The 16,168-nt window shown below is 55.2% G+C and carries 18 protein-coding genes; all 18 read left to right on the forward strand.

Going from position 1 to position 16,168, the window contains the following annotated elements; genetic code table 11:
• Positions 1-26 precede the first annotated feature (26 nt).
• The 18 genes from AC27E8_RS03415 (at position 27) to AC27E8_RS03500 (ending at position 15,739) form a co-directional block, all read left to right on the forward strand.
• Positions 27-3,110: an AI-2E family transporter gene (locus AC27E8_RS03415; protein WP_487098608.1), complete on the forward strand. Its 3,084-nt coding sequence runs from the start codon at positions 27-29 to the stop codon at positions 3,108-3,110.
• 31 nt (positions 3,111-3,141) lie between these two features.
• Entirely contained in the window at positions 3,142-3,570 is a 429-nt protein-coding gene (locus AC27E8_RS03420; RefSeq protein WP_041695215.1) for a disulfide bond formation protein B, read from the forward strand.
• Positions 3,571-3,663: 93 nt separating this feature from the next.
• A complete protein-coding gene (locus AC27E8_RS03425) occupies positions 3,664-4,437 on the forward strand; it encodes a BRO-N domain-containing protein (RefSeq protein ID WP_041695214.1) in 774 nt (257 codons plus the stop codon).
• Positions 4,438-4,492: 55 nt separating this feature from the next.
• A complete protein-coding gene (locus AC27E8_RS03430; RefSeq protein WP_237699862.1) occupies positions 4,493-5,107 on the forward strand; it encodes a metal-dependent hydrolase in 615 nt (204 codons plus the stop codon).
• Between the two features lie 14 nt (positions 5,108-5,121).
• Complete coding sequence (locus AC27E8_RS03435) at positions 5,122-5,376, forward strand: TcpD family membrane protein (protein ID WP_195867048.1); 255 nt, start codon at positions 5,122-5,124, stop codon at positions 5,374-5,376.
• A 52-nt stretch (positions 5,377-5,428) separates the two neighbouring features.
• The gene (locus AC27E8_RS03440; protein WP_014464538.1) at positions 5,429-6,040 is read left to right on the forward strand and encodes a TcpE family conjugal transfer membrane protein; all 612 of its coding nucleotides are present in this window, start codon (positions 5,429-5,431) and stop codon (positions 6,038-6,040) included.
• Between the two features lie 231 nt (positions 6,041-6,271).
• Complete coding sequence (locus AC27E8_RS03445; protein WP_326832520.1) at positions 6,272-6,691, forward strand: hypothetical protein; 420 nt, start codon at positions 6,272-6,274, stop codon at positions 6,689-6,691.
• Positions 6,688-7,317: a hypothetical protein gene (locus tag AC27E8_RS03450; RefSeq protein WP_487098607.1), complete on the forward strand. Its 630-nt coding sequence runs from the start codon at positions 6,688-6,690 to the stop codon at positions 7,315-7,317. Before AC27E8_RS03445 ends, AC27E8_RS03450 begins: the two co-directional genes overlap by 4 nt.
• A 15-nt stretch (positions 7,318-7,332) precedes the next feature.
• On the forward strand, positions 7,333-8,562 hold the full coding sequence (locus AC27E8_RS03455) for a transglycosylase SLT domain-containing protein (protein ID WP_487098606.1): 1,230 nt from the start codon (positions 7,333-7,335) through the stop codon (positions 8,560-8,562).
• Between the two features lie 6 nt (positions 8,563-8,568).
• Complete coding sequence (locus AC27E8_RS03460; protein ID WP_195867053.1) at positions 8,569-9,369, forward strand: GGDEF domain-containing protein; 801 nt, start codon at positions 8,569-8,571, stop codon at positions 9,367-9,369.
• Positions 9,356-10,270, forward strand: a complete 915-nt coding sequence (locus AC27E8_RS03465) for an HD-GYP domain-containing protein (protein ID WP_487098605.1) — start codon at positions 9,356-9,358, stop codon at positions 10,268-10,270. The genes AC27E8_RS03460 and AC27E8_RS03465 overlap by 14 nt, the downstream gene beginning before the upstream one ends.
• 2 nt (positions 10,271-10,272) lie before the next feature.
• Entirely contained in the window at positions 10,273-11,118 is an 846-nt protein-coding gene (locus AC27E8_RS03470) for a type II secretion system F family protein (RefSeq protein ID WP_487098604.1), read from the forward strand.
• Between the two features lie 55 nt (positions 11,119-11,173).
• Complete coding sequence (locus AC27E8_RS03475) at positions 11,174-11,371, forward strand: hypothetical protein (RefSeq protein WP_041695210.1); 198 nt, start codon at positions 11,174-11,176, stop codon at positions 11,369-11,371.
• 57 nt (positions 11,372-11,428) lie between these two features.
• On the forward strand, positions 11,429-11,728 hold the full coding sequence (locus AC27E8_RS03480; RefSeq protein WP_014464529.1) for a hypothetical protein: 300 nt from the start codon (positions 11,429-11,431) through the stop codon (positions 11,726-11,728).
• 127 nt (positions 11,729-11,855) lie between these two features.
• Positions 11,856-12,236, forward strand: a complete 381-nt coding sequence (locus AC27E8_RS03485; RefSeq protein ID WP_041695765.1) for a hypothetical protein — start codon at positions 11,856-11,858, stop codon at positions 12,234-12,236.
• Position 12,237: 1 nt separating this feature from the next.
• A complete protein-coding gene (locus AC27E8_RS03490; protein ID WP_487098602.1) occupies positions 12,238-12,696 on the forward strand; it encodes a hypothetical protein in 459 nt (152 codons plus the stop codon).
• A gap of 209 nt (positions 12,697-12,905) precedes the next feature.
• Positions 12,906-13,313 (forward strand): methyltransferase family protein, encoded by a 408-nt coding sequence (locus AC27E8_RS03495; protein ID WP_487098601.1) that lies wholly within the window; start codon positions 12,906-12,908, stop codon positions 13,311-13,313.
• Entirely contained in the window at positions 13,307-15,739 is a 2,433-nt protein-coding gene (locus AC27E8_RS03500; protein ID WP_487098600.1) for an ATP-binding protein, read from the forward strand. The genes AC27E8_RS03495 and AC27E8_RS03500 overlap by 7 nt, the downstream gene beginning before the upstream one ends.
• Positions 15,740-16,168 lie beyond the last annotated feature (429 nt).

Consider the following 16,168-nt stretch of genomic DNA (forward strand, 5'->3'; position numbering starts at 1 on the left):
CGGGAGCATTACCGAGTATCCATCAAGTGGTCACGTCTTCCGCGGCGTCCAATACGCTTTTTGGCTACTCCAATCCCACTTCTCCCTTCCCAGGATGGCAACATCCGTCGCCTAACAATTACACGTTTACCCTGCCGCCGGAAGGCTGGTGGAATACGTTATTTGGTGGCGGCGCGATCAAACAAGTAGCCAATTTCATTGCCGATTTGGTGTCGCAAGGCTTAGCATGGGCCTTTCATATCGTGATCACGATCGCCGTGGACTTCACGAACCCAGCGTGGTTGGTGACCCCCATCGCGAAGCGGATGGGCGTGTCGTTTTCGCAGGCGTATTCAAATGTCTTCCTGCGTCTACTGCCGTTTCTCTGTCTCGCCGTGGCCATCTATATGGTTTGGCACTACTTGCGAGGTCACAACACCAAGATCCTGACGGCTTTGTTCACCACCACGGCGATGGCAGGATTACTGTTCGCGTTTTTTACACACTTTTCGGCGATCTTCCAGATTGTGAATAACCTCTCGGAAAACCTGGACAACACCGTGAGTGAGGCCATCGAATCCGTTGCCGATCTCAGCGCCAGCACCATCTATGATGCGGCATGGGATATTTATGTGCTGGAACCTTGGGAATTGGCTCAGTTTGGGCATGAATCGAACGACTTGGCCAAGTTTAATGTTTCCTCTGCCTCGGTGGGACAAAGTTACACGACAGACAGCGGGGATTCAGCAACGATTCAGCCTGGCGACAACTGGGTTGTACTCTTTATGAAGAATACGACCGCGCAAGCGCGGGATAGCTTACTGAACGACATCCTGAACACATCGCAACCTTTTGCCCAATCGTCGTGGACAAGCACGAGTGTCAAGAACGCCAATCCGTACAACAACATCATCTTCTTGCTGGTGATGTTCGTTCTTGGATTGCCGTGTCTCGTGTTTCTCGCGTTCATGGCGTTTATGCTTTTTGGTCTAGAATTGGCGTTTTTGTTCAGCGCGTTCATGGGGATCTTCGTGTTGCCGCTTGGCTTTGTGCCTGAGATCGGTTGGTGGATGGTGCAAAAATGGGTGAAAAAATCACTCGGTTTCTTACTGCTCAAGCTCGCCAATGTGATCTACATGGCGATCACGTTTTTGCTCGTCACGATCGTGATGGATTCGGTGTCGCTCACAGGGGATGAAGCGACGCTCATAACTGGTGCCATCACCAGCGGGCTCATCTTTCTGGGGGCACTCATGATGCGTCACCAACTGTTCTATATCTTTGTTCAACCGATCGTGGCGCGCGTCGAAAACGCCATCTCTTCAAACGGTGATGAGAAGCAGGCGAGCCTCGCAGACGAATGGCGGCGTCGTGCCCGCGAGGCTTGGAATCGGCGCTGGGATTCCCAAGGGCGGCAAGATGACGACGACAATTCAAACAACCATGGAGGCAGCGGTTCTCTTGTTCAGAAGACTTTGAGCGCAGCCTTTAGCACAGCATATCGCGGAGGTGGGACTGGGGGACACGGAACGCCATTTTCGGGTAACGCAAACTCCACAACGTCATCGCGCTGGACTTCGTCAGGAGGTCAAAACTCAGGCGGTTCGGGGAACCCTGGTAGCGCGACTGGCGGGGCGTCGATGAGCGGAGCGTCATCAACTCCGTCATTTCCCGCACCATCATCTTCTTCGTCAGTCCGTCGCGATGATGACGATACTCAAGAGCCCACCCTGAAACTTCAACCTAATTTATTGAAAAATGATCGCGACGATCACGCTGCTCAAGGTTCGTTGGTGATGTCAAAAACGAATATCTCGGAACCGAGTGTGCAATCGGGAGCGTCTCAGCTTTCCGATGAGCCTGTTGCGACTGTGGAAGAAGAGGCCAACGTGCCAGAAACCGAAAACGCAGATGTCGCTGAAAAGGCTCAAGCGTCTGATGGAGACGTGGCGGTGTCGGATCCCTTGAAAGACGAGGTCGCGGAGACAACGGGCACGCGCTCGGAAAGCGGTGAAGAAGACGGAACCCCAAGTTCTGTACAGGATAGTGCGCTTCAGCGAAAAGGCGAACCATTGAGGCGTCAACCGGAAGAGGATCTGGCAGTCGCCGCTTTGGCGGATGCTTTTGCGACCCCGGACTTTGCTTCCCGTGCCGGAGTCTCGTCGGCGCGACGTCGCACGACAGACGAATCGGGCGAGGAACCAGATGTCGCGGAATACCAGACAGAAACGACTCGCGAAGGAGCAAGAGAAGAGGACGTTCCATCGCAACAGTTGGTTTCTGAAGCGTTTGTTGCGCCGGAACCTGAATCGAGGTCTTCGGAACATCGTGACATCGATGAATGGAGGGTAGAGAACTCACCGGTTGCACAAGACGGATCTCGTGAATCGGACATTCCTGATTCAAAGGCGCGTCGTGAGGAAACGCCCGCCGTTGAACGTTCGGCTGAACGTCCGGATGAAGCTTATGACGAAGCAGGCGCATTGGCGCGGAGTTTTGATACACCTGCACCGACACAAGCAGAAGCGGCACAAGCCAGCCATCGGGCAATCTCTGAAACAGCCACGGACCCGATGGCTGATGAAGTCCACACCGTAACAATGGATGAGGCCCACGCCCATGAAGCAGCGCCCGCTTCTCAGGTGAACGCCACTCACATGAAGATCGGGGATCCTCGCGCGGACGTTGGATCGCATACCGAAGTGCCAGCAAGGGTAAATGACGCGGAGAAAACGAACGAGGCGAAAGCTGACGCAACGCTCAGTTCTGGATTCTCGCGAACATCTGAACCTGTTGCGTCCGATCCCGTTTCGGTGCCTTCTGCCACAATCCGCCGAAGCGAGGTTCCGCATGACGCAGAACGTGATCAGGACGAGTCTCTGGCACCTGCCCAATCTCCAAGCCGTCAGCACAAACCAGGTCCTGTGATTCGATTGCAACCCAAGGAACAAAGCAAGTCTGTGCAAGCTTCCAAGACATCAGCAGGGAAGCGTGATCGGCAAGACGAGAACCGACGTATACCTCCGAGCGTTTCGTCGCGGCCGACACAGCATCCGCGTCAACGGGCACGAATGGGTCAACCGCTTCGTTTTGATCCGAGGCGGAATCGAAATCCAAGGGACAATGCGTAAACCAACAAGCTGACGCAGAGGAAGTGGATCCATGAGTCGGACTTGGATACGCCTTCGTCGCGGTCTCGGAATCGTTATTCCCGCGATTGCGCTGAGCGTGAGCTCGTACTGGAGCCTTGTGCTCCATTGGCAAGCGTGTGTGATGTGCTGGTCGGAACGCCTGTTGCTACTTGCCACAATGTTGGGATGGACGATCGACGTCCCGTGGTTCGTGGCCTTTGCTTCCGCCTCCGGGTTGGTGGTCTCGGTATCGCAATGGTGGATGCAGCTTCGCGCAGTCCATGCGGCTTTTTGTTCGATGACGGCGCCATGTGACGTGTCGTACTTCCAGTGGGGGCCGTTCACGACGGCCGGGCTTGCAACCCTCGTATTTGCGGTGCTCCTCCTGCTGGCGATCGATCGGTGCGCGCCTCGGCCACTGCAATCGAACCTGCTTTCGTTTCCCCACAAAGCATCGTAAGGCCCGCCTGAACAGTCAGGCGGGCTTTTTTGCATGCCATTGGCCGTTTAAGTAGAACGGGCATTCCAACTGATTCGCCGGGAGGTTGATCAAATGGATCGTATGGATACGTTGTTGCCGTTTGAGTACGAAGGCAAGCAGGTGCGCGTGGTCGTGGTCAATGGCGAGCCTTGGTGGGTGGCGAAGGATGTGTGTGAGGCCTTGGAGATTAGCAAATACCGTGATGCTGTCGCTAAGTTAGACGACGATGAAAGGGCGTCCATGACCGTGGACACCCTTGGTGGCCCGCAAAACATGACGGTTGTGAACGAAGCCGGGCTATATAGCTTGATACTCGTGGCAAGCCGCAAACCCGAAGCGAAAGCCTTTAAGCGTTGGATCACCCACGACGTGTTGCCGACGCTCCGGAAAACGGGTCGCTATGAAATGCCCCATCGTAAGTCGACCGAAGACGAGGAAATCAAACGAGAACGGTTGGCTGTGATGCGGATGAACGCACAAGCGCGACTGGCCAAGGTCGTGCTCGACGCAGCGCAGAAGTTCCGGGATCAAATTTCCCAAACGGCGATCGAGTCGTTGCTGTTTGCAGCCGTCAATATCGCGGCTGGACGCGAACTCTTGCAGCCACCTGCCAAGGAACGCCTGTACTCCGCGACGGAAATCGCGGAAGAAGCCGGTGTCAGCGCAAATCTTATTGGCCGTATCGCCAATCAGTACGGGCTCAAAACTCCGGAATTCGGCGAGTTTGTGTTAGACAAATCGCCGTATAGCGACAAACAAGTGTCGTCGTTTCGCTATAATGCCCGAGGCAAGGCCAAACTCTTGGAACTACTCGGATTGCAAATGGAGGAACCGCTTCGTCACTGAGCAAACATCGTGGTTTGCATGCCACCCCGCTTCTCCTCAGAGAGGGGGTGGCTTTTTGATACATACCACGCACGCTGTGTTCGCAGCGGCGCTCACCGAAGTCATCTTGGCATCTGAACACGCGCCCATCACGTGGCAGGCCGTCGCCACTGCCGCGGTAGCCTATGCGGTTGCGCCGGTGCCGGACATCGATCAACCCGAGTCCTGGGTTTCTCGGCATCTTCCGGGGGCTTCGATCGTGTCCATGTTCGTGCGGCATCGGACGTTGACCCATAGCTTGCTCGCGTCCCTGTTGCTTTATTTGGTGCTCTTCGGGCTGGGCTTTCATATTCCCCAGTGGTTAGCGACCGGGATCGTGGTGGGATGGGTGAGCCATTGGCTGATCGATCTGGTGAATCCCATGGGCGTGCAGCTCCTTTATCCGCTGCCATGGTGGGTGAAACCGCCTGTTCCGTGGTTGGCCATCGGCGTAGAAAGCGCAGGCGAAACTGTCATTCGTGTCGTCTTGACAGCATTCGTGCTGATTTTTGCTCTTGCGTACCTGTTGCTTCACGCGCCTGTGGAAGTTCAGCGGGCTGCGGCACATCTTTTGCCTGCCGCGCGGCGTTTGGTGGGTGCCGTGACTTGGCCATGGCTCGGTGCGTGTTGTCGTTTCTTGCATCTTACATAAGGAGGAACACGGAAATGAACGGGACGGGAACTACGCTTTCGGATATTTCCAGCAACCCTTTGTGGAGTTTGTTGGATCCTATTTTTTCAATTATGGGCGTCGTGCTGATAGCCGTCATCGTGTACCGGCTCTTCCGGCACTACGTGAAGGGTGATCATTCCAACATGATGGTCTCCGTAGTGTTTGGCATGCTGGCGCTCTTTTTCTTGCTCGCACCCACGGTGTTCTTCCCCATTGTTCAATGGCTTGTGGGGAAGATCGCCGGATGAGTCTCAAGGCGAGGCGACGTCCTCGCCTTGAGATCGTCTGGAGGGAAACCGAGTGCCAAGGACATACCAAAAGCTGTTCAAGCAGAAAGCGGTGATTACCAATATCGACCGGAAAGTTCGCTTGGGGTTCCGGTTGTATTGGGACGATCTTGCCACGTTCGCGATCTCATGGATCGTGTTTGCGATGTTGGATATGGCCTCGCCCTATCGCATCATCAACCTTTTCATGAATCGTTGGGTCGCAGTTACGCTCAGCGCCGGGGGATTCACATGGTTGGCGCGCAAGCTGGATCCGGACGGCAAGTCGTTAGTCAAGTATTTGTATGGTTTTGTGGCGTATCCGTTTCGCAGTCATGTAAGTGATGGATTCGTGCGGAAACCGCGAACGCTGGTATGGCGCAGGGGACGACGAAGTGTATTTCGAGTGTGCGCGCGGGCGTGGTGGACGCGAGGAGACTTGCGATTGCCGGTTCGAATTCAGCTTCGTTCACCGACAACATGGCATTTCGAAAACAGCGTGCATGTAGATGTAAAACTTCGCCGTCGTCATGTGGATTTCCATCCTGCAAGGCGCATGCGTCGGCCTGGACGCTATCGACTCGTCGGCCTTCGCCCTGGCACGTATCAAGTCGAAGGGCGAAAGGTAACGAAAATCGATCGCTAAAATGCCTGCCAACTCCACATCAGATGAGGAACTTGTGTTTGAAAGGGGATGTTCAATGTGAACAAATGGACAGGATGGAGCTTGGCGTTTGTGACGATGGGGGCATTCGCATTGACAGGGTGTGGAACTCATCCAACTTCCAACGCATCAAATACCATTCCCGTAGCACACACCACGACAGGGGCTGCGACATTCCATACGCATTCCGTTGCTCCAGCGAAAGAAATTCCGGTGCCGACAAAGTCACTGCCCGTGCAGGTCACGCAGCACTTGAAACCGTATGCCAGCCGTCTGGAACACGTGACGTCCCTTCCCGTCACCGTGCCACGCGACACGCAAAATGTACTGGTCATCAGTGCCCTGACAGCGTATGCAATTCCGCAGTTTCAACAGGTATGGTCGCAGTTGTCTAGCAAGCCAGCCGTGGTGTGGGTGGGCTTGACCCAAGCCCAGACGGAGCAAGTGTGGAAGCAGGCGGGGTACTCAAGTGATCCGCTTCCGAGTCCTGTGACCCTGTACGAAAGCATCTCCATGCCCGTCCCGATCGCGTATCACCGCGTGAACAACGGTTGGGAAGCGGTGCCTGGCATCTTGCCACCATCGCAGGCGCATGACTGGGTGGCGTTCTTCGAGGGGGCAACATCGCGATGAATCGAGGGTGGACTTGGACGGTTGTTGGCTGCGCAGCCATGTTCGTGACGGCGTGTGGGCTGATGGGGGGACCTCATACGCCGTCTCACACATCGACGCACGCGCAGGTCGTCGTTTCATCCGACTCGTCTTCTGCGCGCACAACTTCGGATACGTGGGATGGATTGTCGCTGGCCCCTGCGTCTTTGGTGCAAACTTTGGAAACTGCTCAAGTCGACACGGCGTCCGGAGAAGCTGTGAAGCTTCCTCTGGATCGTCCTGTGGTCGTGTTTGCGCCGTGGTGCGAGTATTGTCATCGATTGGAACAGATGCTGAGCCGTGAGGGGTTGTTGGATCAAGCAACGTGGGTGGCGGCGGGATTTGAAATCTACGAATATCCGATCACCCAGAACGCCACGACAACGCGCTCGCTCTTGACACTTGCAGAAGCGGAACAAAAGGTGAAAGCATCCTATGCGGCTCTCCATCTCCCGATGCCAACGCATGTGCTGTATGCGATGCCTGGCACACCGCTGGCAGAGGCTGTTCGAGGGTATCCTGACGTGTTCGTTTTGCATGATGGGCGATGGTATTTGCAACCGGGATACGTAGATGCTCCAGGCTTTTGGAAGACGATCCTTGCGTAAGGGAGGGAAGCGGAGTTGACGGCGATCCTAGGGAAAATCGGACTTCGCATCGGTCTGCGATTGGCTCGCCGTTACTGGCCGCTTCTCCTTCTTCTAGCGATGCTACTGGTCGGCATGCAAGCTTTCTTTTTCATGCTCCTGTTTGTGGCGGTACTTGCGGGTGGCAATGCGTTGAATACGGCGGTGCCTTCTTCCTGGAATGGTCAGATTCCCACAGATGTCTCGCCCGCAGACGGAATTCCAGCGCCGTTTGTGGCTTATGTGCAACAAGCGAGTGAAACGTATCAAGTACCCATGCAGTATATCGCTGCCACAGCGCTGCACGAATCGTCATGGGAACCGAACGCCTACGCGGATTACGACGGAAGCCATGCCATGGGGCTTATGCAGTTTGAGCCGGAAACGTGGAGTGGGTGGTCCGATCCCTATGTGCAGATTGACGAACCGGATACCGATGCGCTTCGGATCACCCAGTACGGTGGTTATGGCGTGGATGCGGATGGGATATGGGCGCCTATCGGCACGCCGGCTGAAGCCGCGCTCCAACCTCAGCAATTGGATGTGATGAACGAACAGTGCCAAGCAAACGGCAATCAAGGATGTGCGCCCTATGCGTCGCCTTATGATCCCGACGACGCCTTAAACGCCGGAGCAAAATATTTGCACACGCTTTATCTCATGGCCGGAAGTTGGCCCGGTGCGAGCGCGAAGTACTACGGAACAAGTGACTACGCCGCAATTGAAAACTACATTAACGCCTTGGTGCGCATGACGGCGGCGTACGTGATGGATACGCCGCCTGTCCAGTTGCCGGGACAAAACGGGTATTGGTTGTTTGGTGACGCCAACCTCACGTTTACGCCGTCGCCAGGCGGATGGGAAGTAAAAGCGGACAACAACGATCATAATTCGCCACTTGCGGCGGAGTGGTTGCCCTCTCTCCCTATCATCTCGCCAGCTAGCGGTGTGGTCTCGTGGACGGACAATCCACAGACCCACATCGCGACCATTTCGTTACCGTTGCCAAGCGGCGCGACTGTAGAAATCCAAGCGCCAGAAAATCAGGTGATGAAATGGGATCTCGGAGAACAGCAAGTGTCTACGAACGTCGCGGCGGGTGATCTTGTAGGATTTATCGACGTGCTAAAGCCCATTCAAATTTCGAGCGCGATCGCAGAACTCGATCCTAGGCTGTCCGCAGGTGTCGTGACGCCACCCGGTCAGCCTGTTCACGGAGGAGCGTGAGTTCAGATGTTGGAGCCATACGTGCAGTTTCTCCATCGTTTAGCACAAGGCGTGCCGTGGCGTGAAGCGCACATGCGTTTTTGGCTCGATATGCGGGCGTTTGGTGTAGAAGTGGACACGACGGACGGTGTGCTCACGCGCGGTGTGATCACAGGATCACCTGCTTGGAAAAGCGTGTTGCGAGTGCGCGAAATTCACTGTGCAGATGGCGTCTATCGGGTCTATTTTCGTGGGGACGCAACGCCGGAAGAAGAGGAGGCCGTTCAATTTGTCTTGGCGGCCGACGGGCTCTTGCACGATCATGAGCGCCTGAAAGAAGAGGCCACTCATGATCCGTTGACAGGATGCTTGAATCGGAAGGGGCTTCAAGAGTGGTTTGAGCGTCGACAAAAAAGTTTGAGCACCACGGAATTCGTGTTGGTTCTGATGGATTTTGACAAATTCAAACATCTCAACGATACCCAAGGGCATGCAAAGGGGGACGAGGCGCTCTGCGCCATTGCCCATGCCTTGGAGAAAAGTAAACGTCCTTCAGATGTGCTAGCAAGGCTAGGCGGCGACGAGTTTGTGTTGATCTTTGAGGCGTGTGCATGTCACGAGGGCATGATTCACCGACTCCAGCAATTGAAAAATCATCTGCCGCTTGACACGTACGGGCTGGACATTACATTCGGAACAGCGTGTTATCCCAAACACGGAGACACATTGGAACAGTTGCTGGCGCATGCCGACCTGCACTTGTACCACGGGAAATACCGTGGCGGCGGAGAGATCGTATGGGGGGATCCAGCGCATGGTGGAACTTGAGATCGGAACTCAAGGGACGATCGACGCCGTGCGCGGCGATCTCGAATCCGTCTTGGGATTTAAGCCGGACGAAATTCGCGGGCTGCCGAGCGATTTCTTACACATCGATTTGGCCAAACCGGGATTACATACGCTTTGGATGCGGTGCCGGAACGGGGAACCTACCCTGTTGCATGCTTTTGCGATACATATCGAAGGACGAACCTGTGTCTACTTGGCGCCCGTCTTTGATGAACATAGTCTTGAAGTGAAATTCGCCTATCAGTCCGCGCTTTTTCGCGGACTTGCGTTTGCGGCGGAATACGGTGACCCTGAACTCCTCAATCACCTGGCGCGTGTCGAGCGGTATACCATCTGGATCGCGAAAGATGCGCTTCAGTGGTCGCAAGCCGATGTTGCGCGCATCACCCTGGCGGCTTACGTCCATGATGTCGGGAAATCAGCGATTCCTCGAGAAATCCTGTATAAACCCGCTCGATTGACACCTGAAGAATACAGACTCGTTCAAACCCACACGCAAAAGGGCCGCGACGTGCTGACGCAGATCGAAGCCTATGTGCAGCAAGAATGCGCCTGGCTCTATGACGAAAAAGGCTGGCAGTGGGCCAAGGATGTGGCGTTGCATCACCACGAAAACTGGGACGGAACGGGCTATCCTACGGGCGTATCGGGCGAAAGCATTCCGCTTGTTGCGCGCGTGGTGAAGCTGGTGGACGTATTGGATGCGCTGTTGGAAGCAAGACCGTATAAGGAAGGGTGGCCTTTGGAAAAGGTCAGGCGGGAGATCGACGCCAAAAAAGGCGTTGAATTTGATCCTTATCTGGCGGAATGGCTGCTTGCGCAAGATTGGAACCTGATTCGAGAGATTGCCTGCCATTCACCAATGAGGGTGGAGGGGTGAACATGTCCGTTGCGATTGGCGGGCTTATGACGTTAGCGGTTTTGGTGGCCGTGTTAGGCACCTATTATGCAAACCAAGCGCAGGAGCGTCTGTTTCGACAATCCGTTCGCGGCGTGTTTGCTCGTCCGTCGAAACCAAAGCAGGGTTTTTTCGATACGCTGCATCGTCAGATGGTTTGGTTCGCGCGGGAAATCGGACACCCGGAATGGGCCGATCTCGCCTATCGGATCTCCTTCGCCATGCCTGTACTGGCTACTGCGGTGCTGGTGTTGATCGGACTGTGGTGGGCCTTTCCAATCGCATTCATGGCTTTCTTTCTGCCGTATTTCTATCTCAGTCGCCTGTACAAACGTTCGCGGTTGCTGCTCAAACAGCAATTACGCCAAGCCCGATTGCTGATTGCGTTGCTGACGGAGGCGGGCGCTCCCATTGAACGGAGCATCGTGGCTGCGGAGTCCGTGACAGGATATCCACTGAAACCCTATCTTCGTGACGTATGTATCGCGATTGGTGCTGCGGAGGGAATGGAGAATGTTTCATTGCGTGTGCAGACCGTGGTGGAGGCGTTCACTTCCATGGCAGAACGACTGAAATTGCCCGAAGCGACACAGTTTGCCCAACTCCTCTCTCAAGCCACGCGCTATCATACGCCGCTTGTCGATATGATGCTTACATCGCTTGACATTGAGGAACGCATTCGGGATGCCGAAGCTGAGCGTCTACACAATGCAGCGATCAGCAAGATTGGTTTGATTACCACGTTGGGACTTGGCATCCCGGTGTTTGGGTACATGTTTTTTGCCGTGTTCTCGTACATGTTGCAATTGATGAATCACATTGGATTCTGAGTTTTGCATGCCACTTCGTCGATTAATGAGGAACACATGAAAGGAGGTGAGGGCGATGAGGCGCTGGACGCGTGTCGGTTGTCTTCGCTGGCGTCGTGCCGGGACGGGCACCACGGCTTTGATGGTGAACGCCATCTGGGCGATTGCGGGCATCGGGGTGTCGGCCAGCGGGGCCACGTTGCTTGTGTTGGCTCTGCACAACAACATCATCCCCGAAGCCATTCAGGCGTTCACCGCCATGTTTGGGTCTTGAAGTTCTCCGTTACTACATAGTCGATTTCGCTTGCGTACATAAGGGAGGACGATCAACATGTCGAAGGTGTATGCGCGGTGGCTGCGGCTCCGCAAAGCGGCACCGGAAAACACCACACTGAGCAAGTCGATGTTCATGATTTTCGGGATTCTGTTGGGGATCGCGTTTATCGCGGCCATCGTGGTGCTTGTGTTCCACTTTATTAACGTCGCAAAAACCTCCGGTGAGAACGCGATGAATTCGATCACGCAGTCTTCCGGCACGGCCTCGTCGGGCGGCTATACGTCCAGTTACTCGGGCGTCGGGAACGTCACGCTCCCGAATTTCAGCGCCACGTCGGGGTCGTCGGGATCCTAATTCACACATGCGCGGGCGGGCTTCGGCTCGCCCGTTTTTTGTAGAGGTGGAGAACATGAGATGGCGGCGAGGTGGAACGGGAATCAGCGCGCTCTTCGCCGGGCTTGTGAATACAGGAATTGGTCTCGTGATCGTGGGATTGATGCTGACCTTTGTCACTTTTTTTCATATTCGTAATGTGATCGGTATCGCTGCGGAGAACGGCGCTCGCGCCGCCTCCATCACGGGAGATCCAAATTCGGCGGAACAGGCGGTCCAAAGCACGTTGCAGGCGGCCAATCTTCCGCTGACGTATCATGGGCAAACGCTTTGGAATACGTCGATGGTGCAGGTGACTGCGGACGTAGCCTCACCTGAAGTCCAAGTCACGGTACAATACGATGCGCCCTATCTCTTCACAGATTTGTTTGCGGCCCTGGGGATGCCGAACAGTTTTCCTGCGGTTTTGCCCATGTCCGCGACCGCCACGGACGTGAATGAAAGCTACTTTGGATCGGAGGGCGTGTGACATGGCCTTTGGCGAAGTGTTTAAGGGGCTGGTGTACGCCACGATCGGATTACTGCTTTTGATCTTCAGCATGACGCTGGCGGCGACGGGTGTGGGCTATTTCGAGCTCCGCAGGGCAGCCGAAGCGGCCGCATGGTCCGGACAATCTCAAATTGAACAGGATTTCACCAATTCGTCTGAAGCTCAAGGGTACTTTTCGTCTGGTTTGCAAGAGACGGGAGATCCGGTGGAAACCGCAGAACAACAATTCCAATCGAGCGCACAGGCGGAACATCTGTCGAATCTCTTTCAGGGTCTGCAAGCGCAAGTAACGGTTCAAGGCGGCGAAGTCACGGTGGAGGCAACCGGAACCTTGGAACTTTCGTGGCTGTCTCAAGCATTCCAAGCGATCATGGGCGGAAACGAGTCGGTGAATTGGCAAGTGCCCATGCGTGTGACGGTCACAGGTGGGAGTGTATGATGTGGCTTCGAGGTGTCGTGCAGGGACTAGCGGCCAGCGTGCTTTTGTGGAACGCATGGCGCTTGGGGCATGTACCAATCTTTTTGCCGTTCGCGGTATTGTTGGCGATCGAAGCGTGGATGCTCCTCAGGAATGTAACCAAGCGACCACGAGAAGTTCATCGCAGTGGATGGGCGTGGGCAGCGTCCGTTGGAGTCGCGTGTTTTCCTGTGGTGGTGGCATGGAGCGTTCGCGGCCCGATCCAAGAGCCTTGGTGGCGCTTTGAGCTCTCCTATGTCATCCAGCTTGTGGCGCTAGGGCTTGAGGTGTGGGCGCTCATCACGCTTCGAACCTGTTTCTCGCAATTGGCCGAAGCGCATGACGTGGTGAGACACGGACCTTATCGCTATGTGCGTCATCCGTTGTACATCGCGTACGGCCTCGGCATGTTCGGAAGTTGTGTAGGCGCGAACCGACTGGTATTGTGGGGTCTTTGGTTACTATTTGTGGGCATGGAGATTTTGCGGGCGCGAGCCGAGGAACAGGTCTTAGCGCGTGTGTTTCCGACGTACCGCGCGTATCAAGCGGAAACGGGCATGTGGTTTCCGCGTTGGCGTGGAGGTGAGGGGCGATGCTGAATGTAGAACACACCCTCGTGGGTGTAACGGCATTGGGGCTTGGGGCTGCCGCGGGTTATGGTGTTTGGCGGGACAAGGACAAGGTGCGTGCGGAGCGCAAACGCTACGAAGGACAGCCCAAAGCGCTGATTCCCCGTAGCCATCACGTGTACAACCTGCGTGAGGCAAGCGCGTGGCTCGCGCGGTTGTCGCACTTCCGCCGCACAAAGTCGGAACGCAGACAAAAAGGGCCGATTTGGTTTCGATTGCGGATCGAGAAGGATGTGAACGGCGAAGTATGGTTCTGGTTCATCGTGCCAGAAGATCGTGAACAAGGCGTGAAGGGTACACTTTCACCTACGTTGGAGTTGCATGAAGTTCCAGCAGAACGAAAACCGACCATTCGCCTCAACCCGAAGGTGCGGATGGAGGTCACCGCTCGATATGCACTCTTGCCGTTTGCGCGAGATGGGAAGCAGGATCCACTGGTGACGCTCCTGCGGGCCATGGGCAAGAACATGGCAGTCGAAATCGCCTTCAGCCCCATGGAGGAGCGCGAGGCGTTACGATGGGTGAAACGGGAACATCAACGTCTTGATCCCGAACTGCGTCAATCTGGTGGCAATCCGTGGACCAAGATCGCGGCGGATACAGCGGCGGAACTCGGTGCGGCGTTCACGGGCAAATCCGCCAACAAAGGAGCAACTTCCAAACCCCAAAAGCCGCGAGTTCTGCCCCACCAAAAACGACAGATCGGTGGCATCGTCCAGCGCTATGAGGAGTTGAGCGACCTTTTTCACGTGACCCTTCGTTTTGAGGGCGACGAGAAACATCGGGCGCAACCGTTCTTCCAAGGCATGCTCGGCGCGTTGCGGGATCTGGCGGCGGAAAATCAACTCGTAGCCTCGAAATCCCTGAAGCCGTTTGTCATGTCTGCAGAAGAATTGGCGCAACTCGTGCATGTGCCCTCTCCCGATGATTGGCCGCAGATGCCCGTCATCCGTGAACATGCCAAGACACTTCGCGACGACGAGTTCGCAGAAGGCGTGGCGATAGGTTATCTTCGCCATCCCACGCAGGCGTCGCGGCTTGTGCGGATTCCGTACGCGCAGTTTACGCGGCACTTCCTGATGACAGGGATGACGGGCGCGGGGAAATCGACAACGCTTATCTTTCTCCTTCAGTCGATTTTGGACGATTGGGTCACGCAAGCGCCGGAAAACCCCAAGCCGGGACTTACACTCATTGACCCAGCAGCAGAAACGACGCTCATCTTTTTGTCGCGTCTCCAGGCGGCGCTGCCGAAGGACAGCCCGCTTTGGAAGAAAGTCCATTACATCTCGTTCTCCAATCGCGACTATCCGGTGGCGCTGAACCTGTTGCAAGTCCTGACGACGGAGGCCATCGTGGCGACATTGAGCAAAGCATACGGCGGTGGCGCGCGCATTGATGAGATCATTGACATGTGTGTGCAGGCCTTCAAGGAAGACGACGAAGTTCAGCACGTCCTCGCTGGCATGATCCCGATGTTGAAAGACGAGAACTGGCGGCTGCAAGTCCTGCGCCGTCTGAAATCGCCTTTGGTGCGCACGTATTGGGAGCAGACGTTCCCAGCGCAAGCCAAAAACCCGGACTACTACGCGCCCGTGGAACGCCGCCTGCGTCCGTTCGTCACGAGCAGCACGGCGCTTTATTTCGGCCAACCGGAGTATGCGCTGCCGATCCGCCAGTGGATGGACGAAGGTCACATTCTGCTGATCGATGTGAAGGCGTTAAGTCCCGAACTCATGAGTCTCATCATGGGTGGGCTGATTGAGCAATACTACCACGTTGCCTTGACGCGGCCGGAAAGCACGTCGCTCACACACTTCTTGCTCGTGGATGAGTGCCACCGCGTCCAGACCGACATCATGGCGAAGATCATCGCCGAAACGCGCAAGTTCGGTTTGTCCCTTGGGATGATCACACAGTCGGTTGAGCAGTTTAGCGGCGAATTGAAAAAGGCGATCAAGGACGTACTTGGGAATTTCTTCTCGCTTCGCGTAGGAGCAGACAGCGCGCGGATCATGGCGGATTTGACCCAAGGGCATTTTACCCCGGAATATCTGCGGGCGCTGCCGGACAACGTGGCGGCAGTGTATACGGTCGTGAGCGGTAAGGCGCAGTCCTGTGAGACGCAAGCGCCACCTCCGGATATTTATGAAGGATTTGCGCCGAATGCTCGCGTCGTGAATTTCTTCGACAAGCCCGCGCTTCGCAGACGGTATGAAGAGCTTCGTGCATTCGGCTATGAGTTGCAGAAAGAGTTGGGACGCCCTGCTCATGAAGCGGAAGAGCGGTTGAACTTCTATTTGGAACACGGATACTGGCCTGACGACGAGGCGAAAATCTCCAAATCGAAACGTCGCGTGTCACGAGGTCTTAGCGCAGAAGAACTTTACGGGTGAAACGCCGTACCGGAAGGTGCGGCGTTTTGCCGTACAAATCGTCATAACACAAAGAGATCATGTGTTTGGCGAGCGTTTACTACGAAGTTCGAGAATTCGTTTGAGGACGTGTTGTTTAACAATGATTGGATATGTAAAGGTGCTTGCGAAGGAAGTAACAAAACCGAATATCATTCCTTCCACAACAGGGATCGTGTTATCTGACGAAGGAATTGTATTTAGAAAGAAAGTTCCAATTAATCCAAATACAATCGAGGCAAAGGAAACAGATCTGAAAGTTTCTAGGGTGGCTTCAGAATCCATCAGTAGCATGCGAATCCGCGATGTTTTAGTTCGCCGATAGCGAACGAAAAAGCGAACGTAAAGCATTCGATAACTGAATATGTTGAATATAGACGAAAAAGGCATTCCTTGTTTTCTGAGATGAAG

Source organism: Alicyclobacillus sp. CIJ1 (assembly GCF_057538885.1).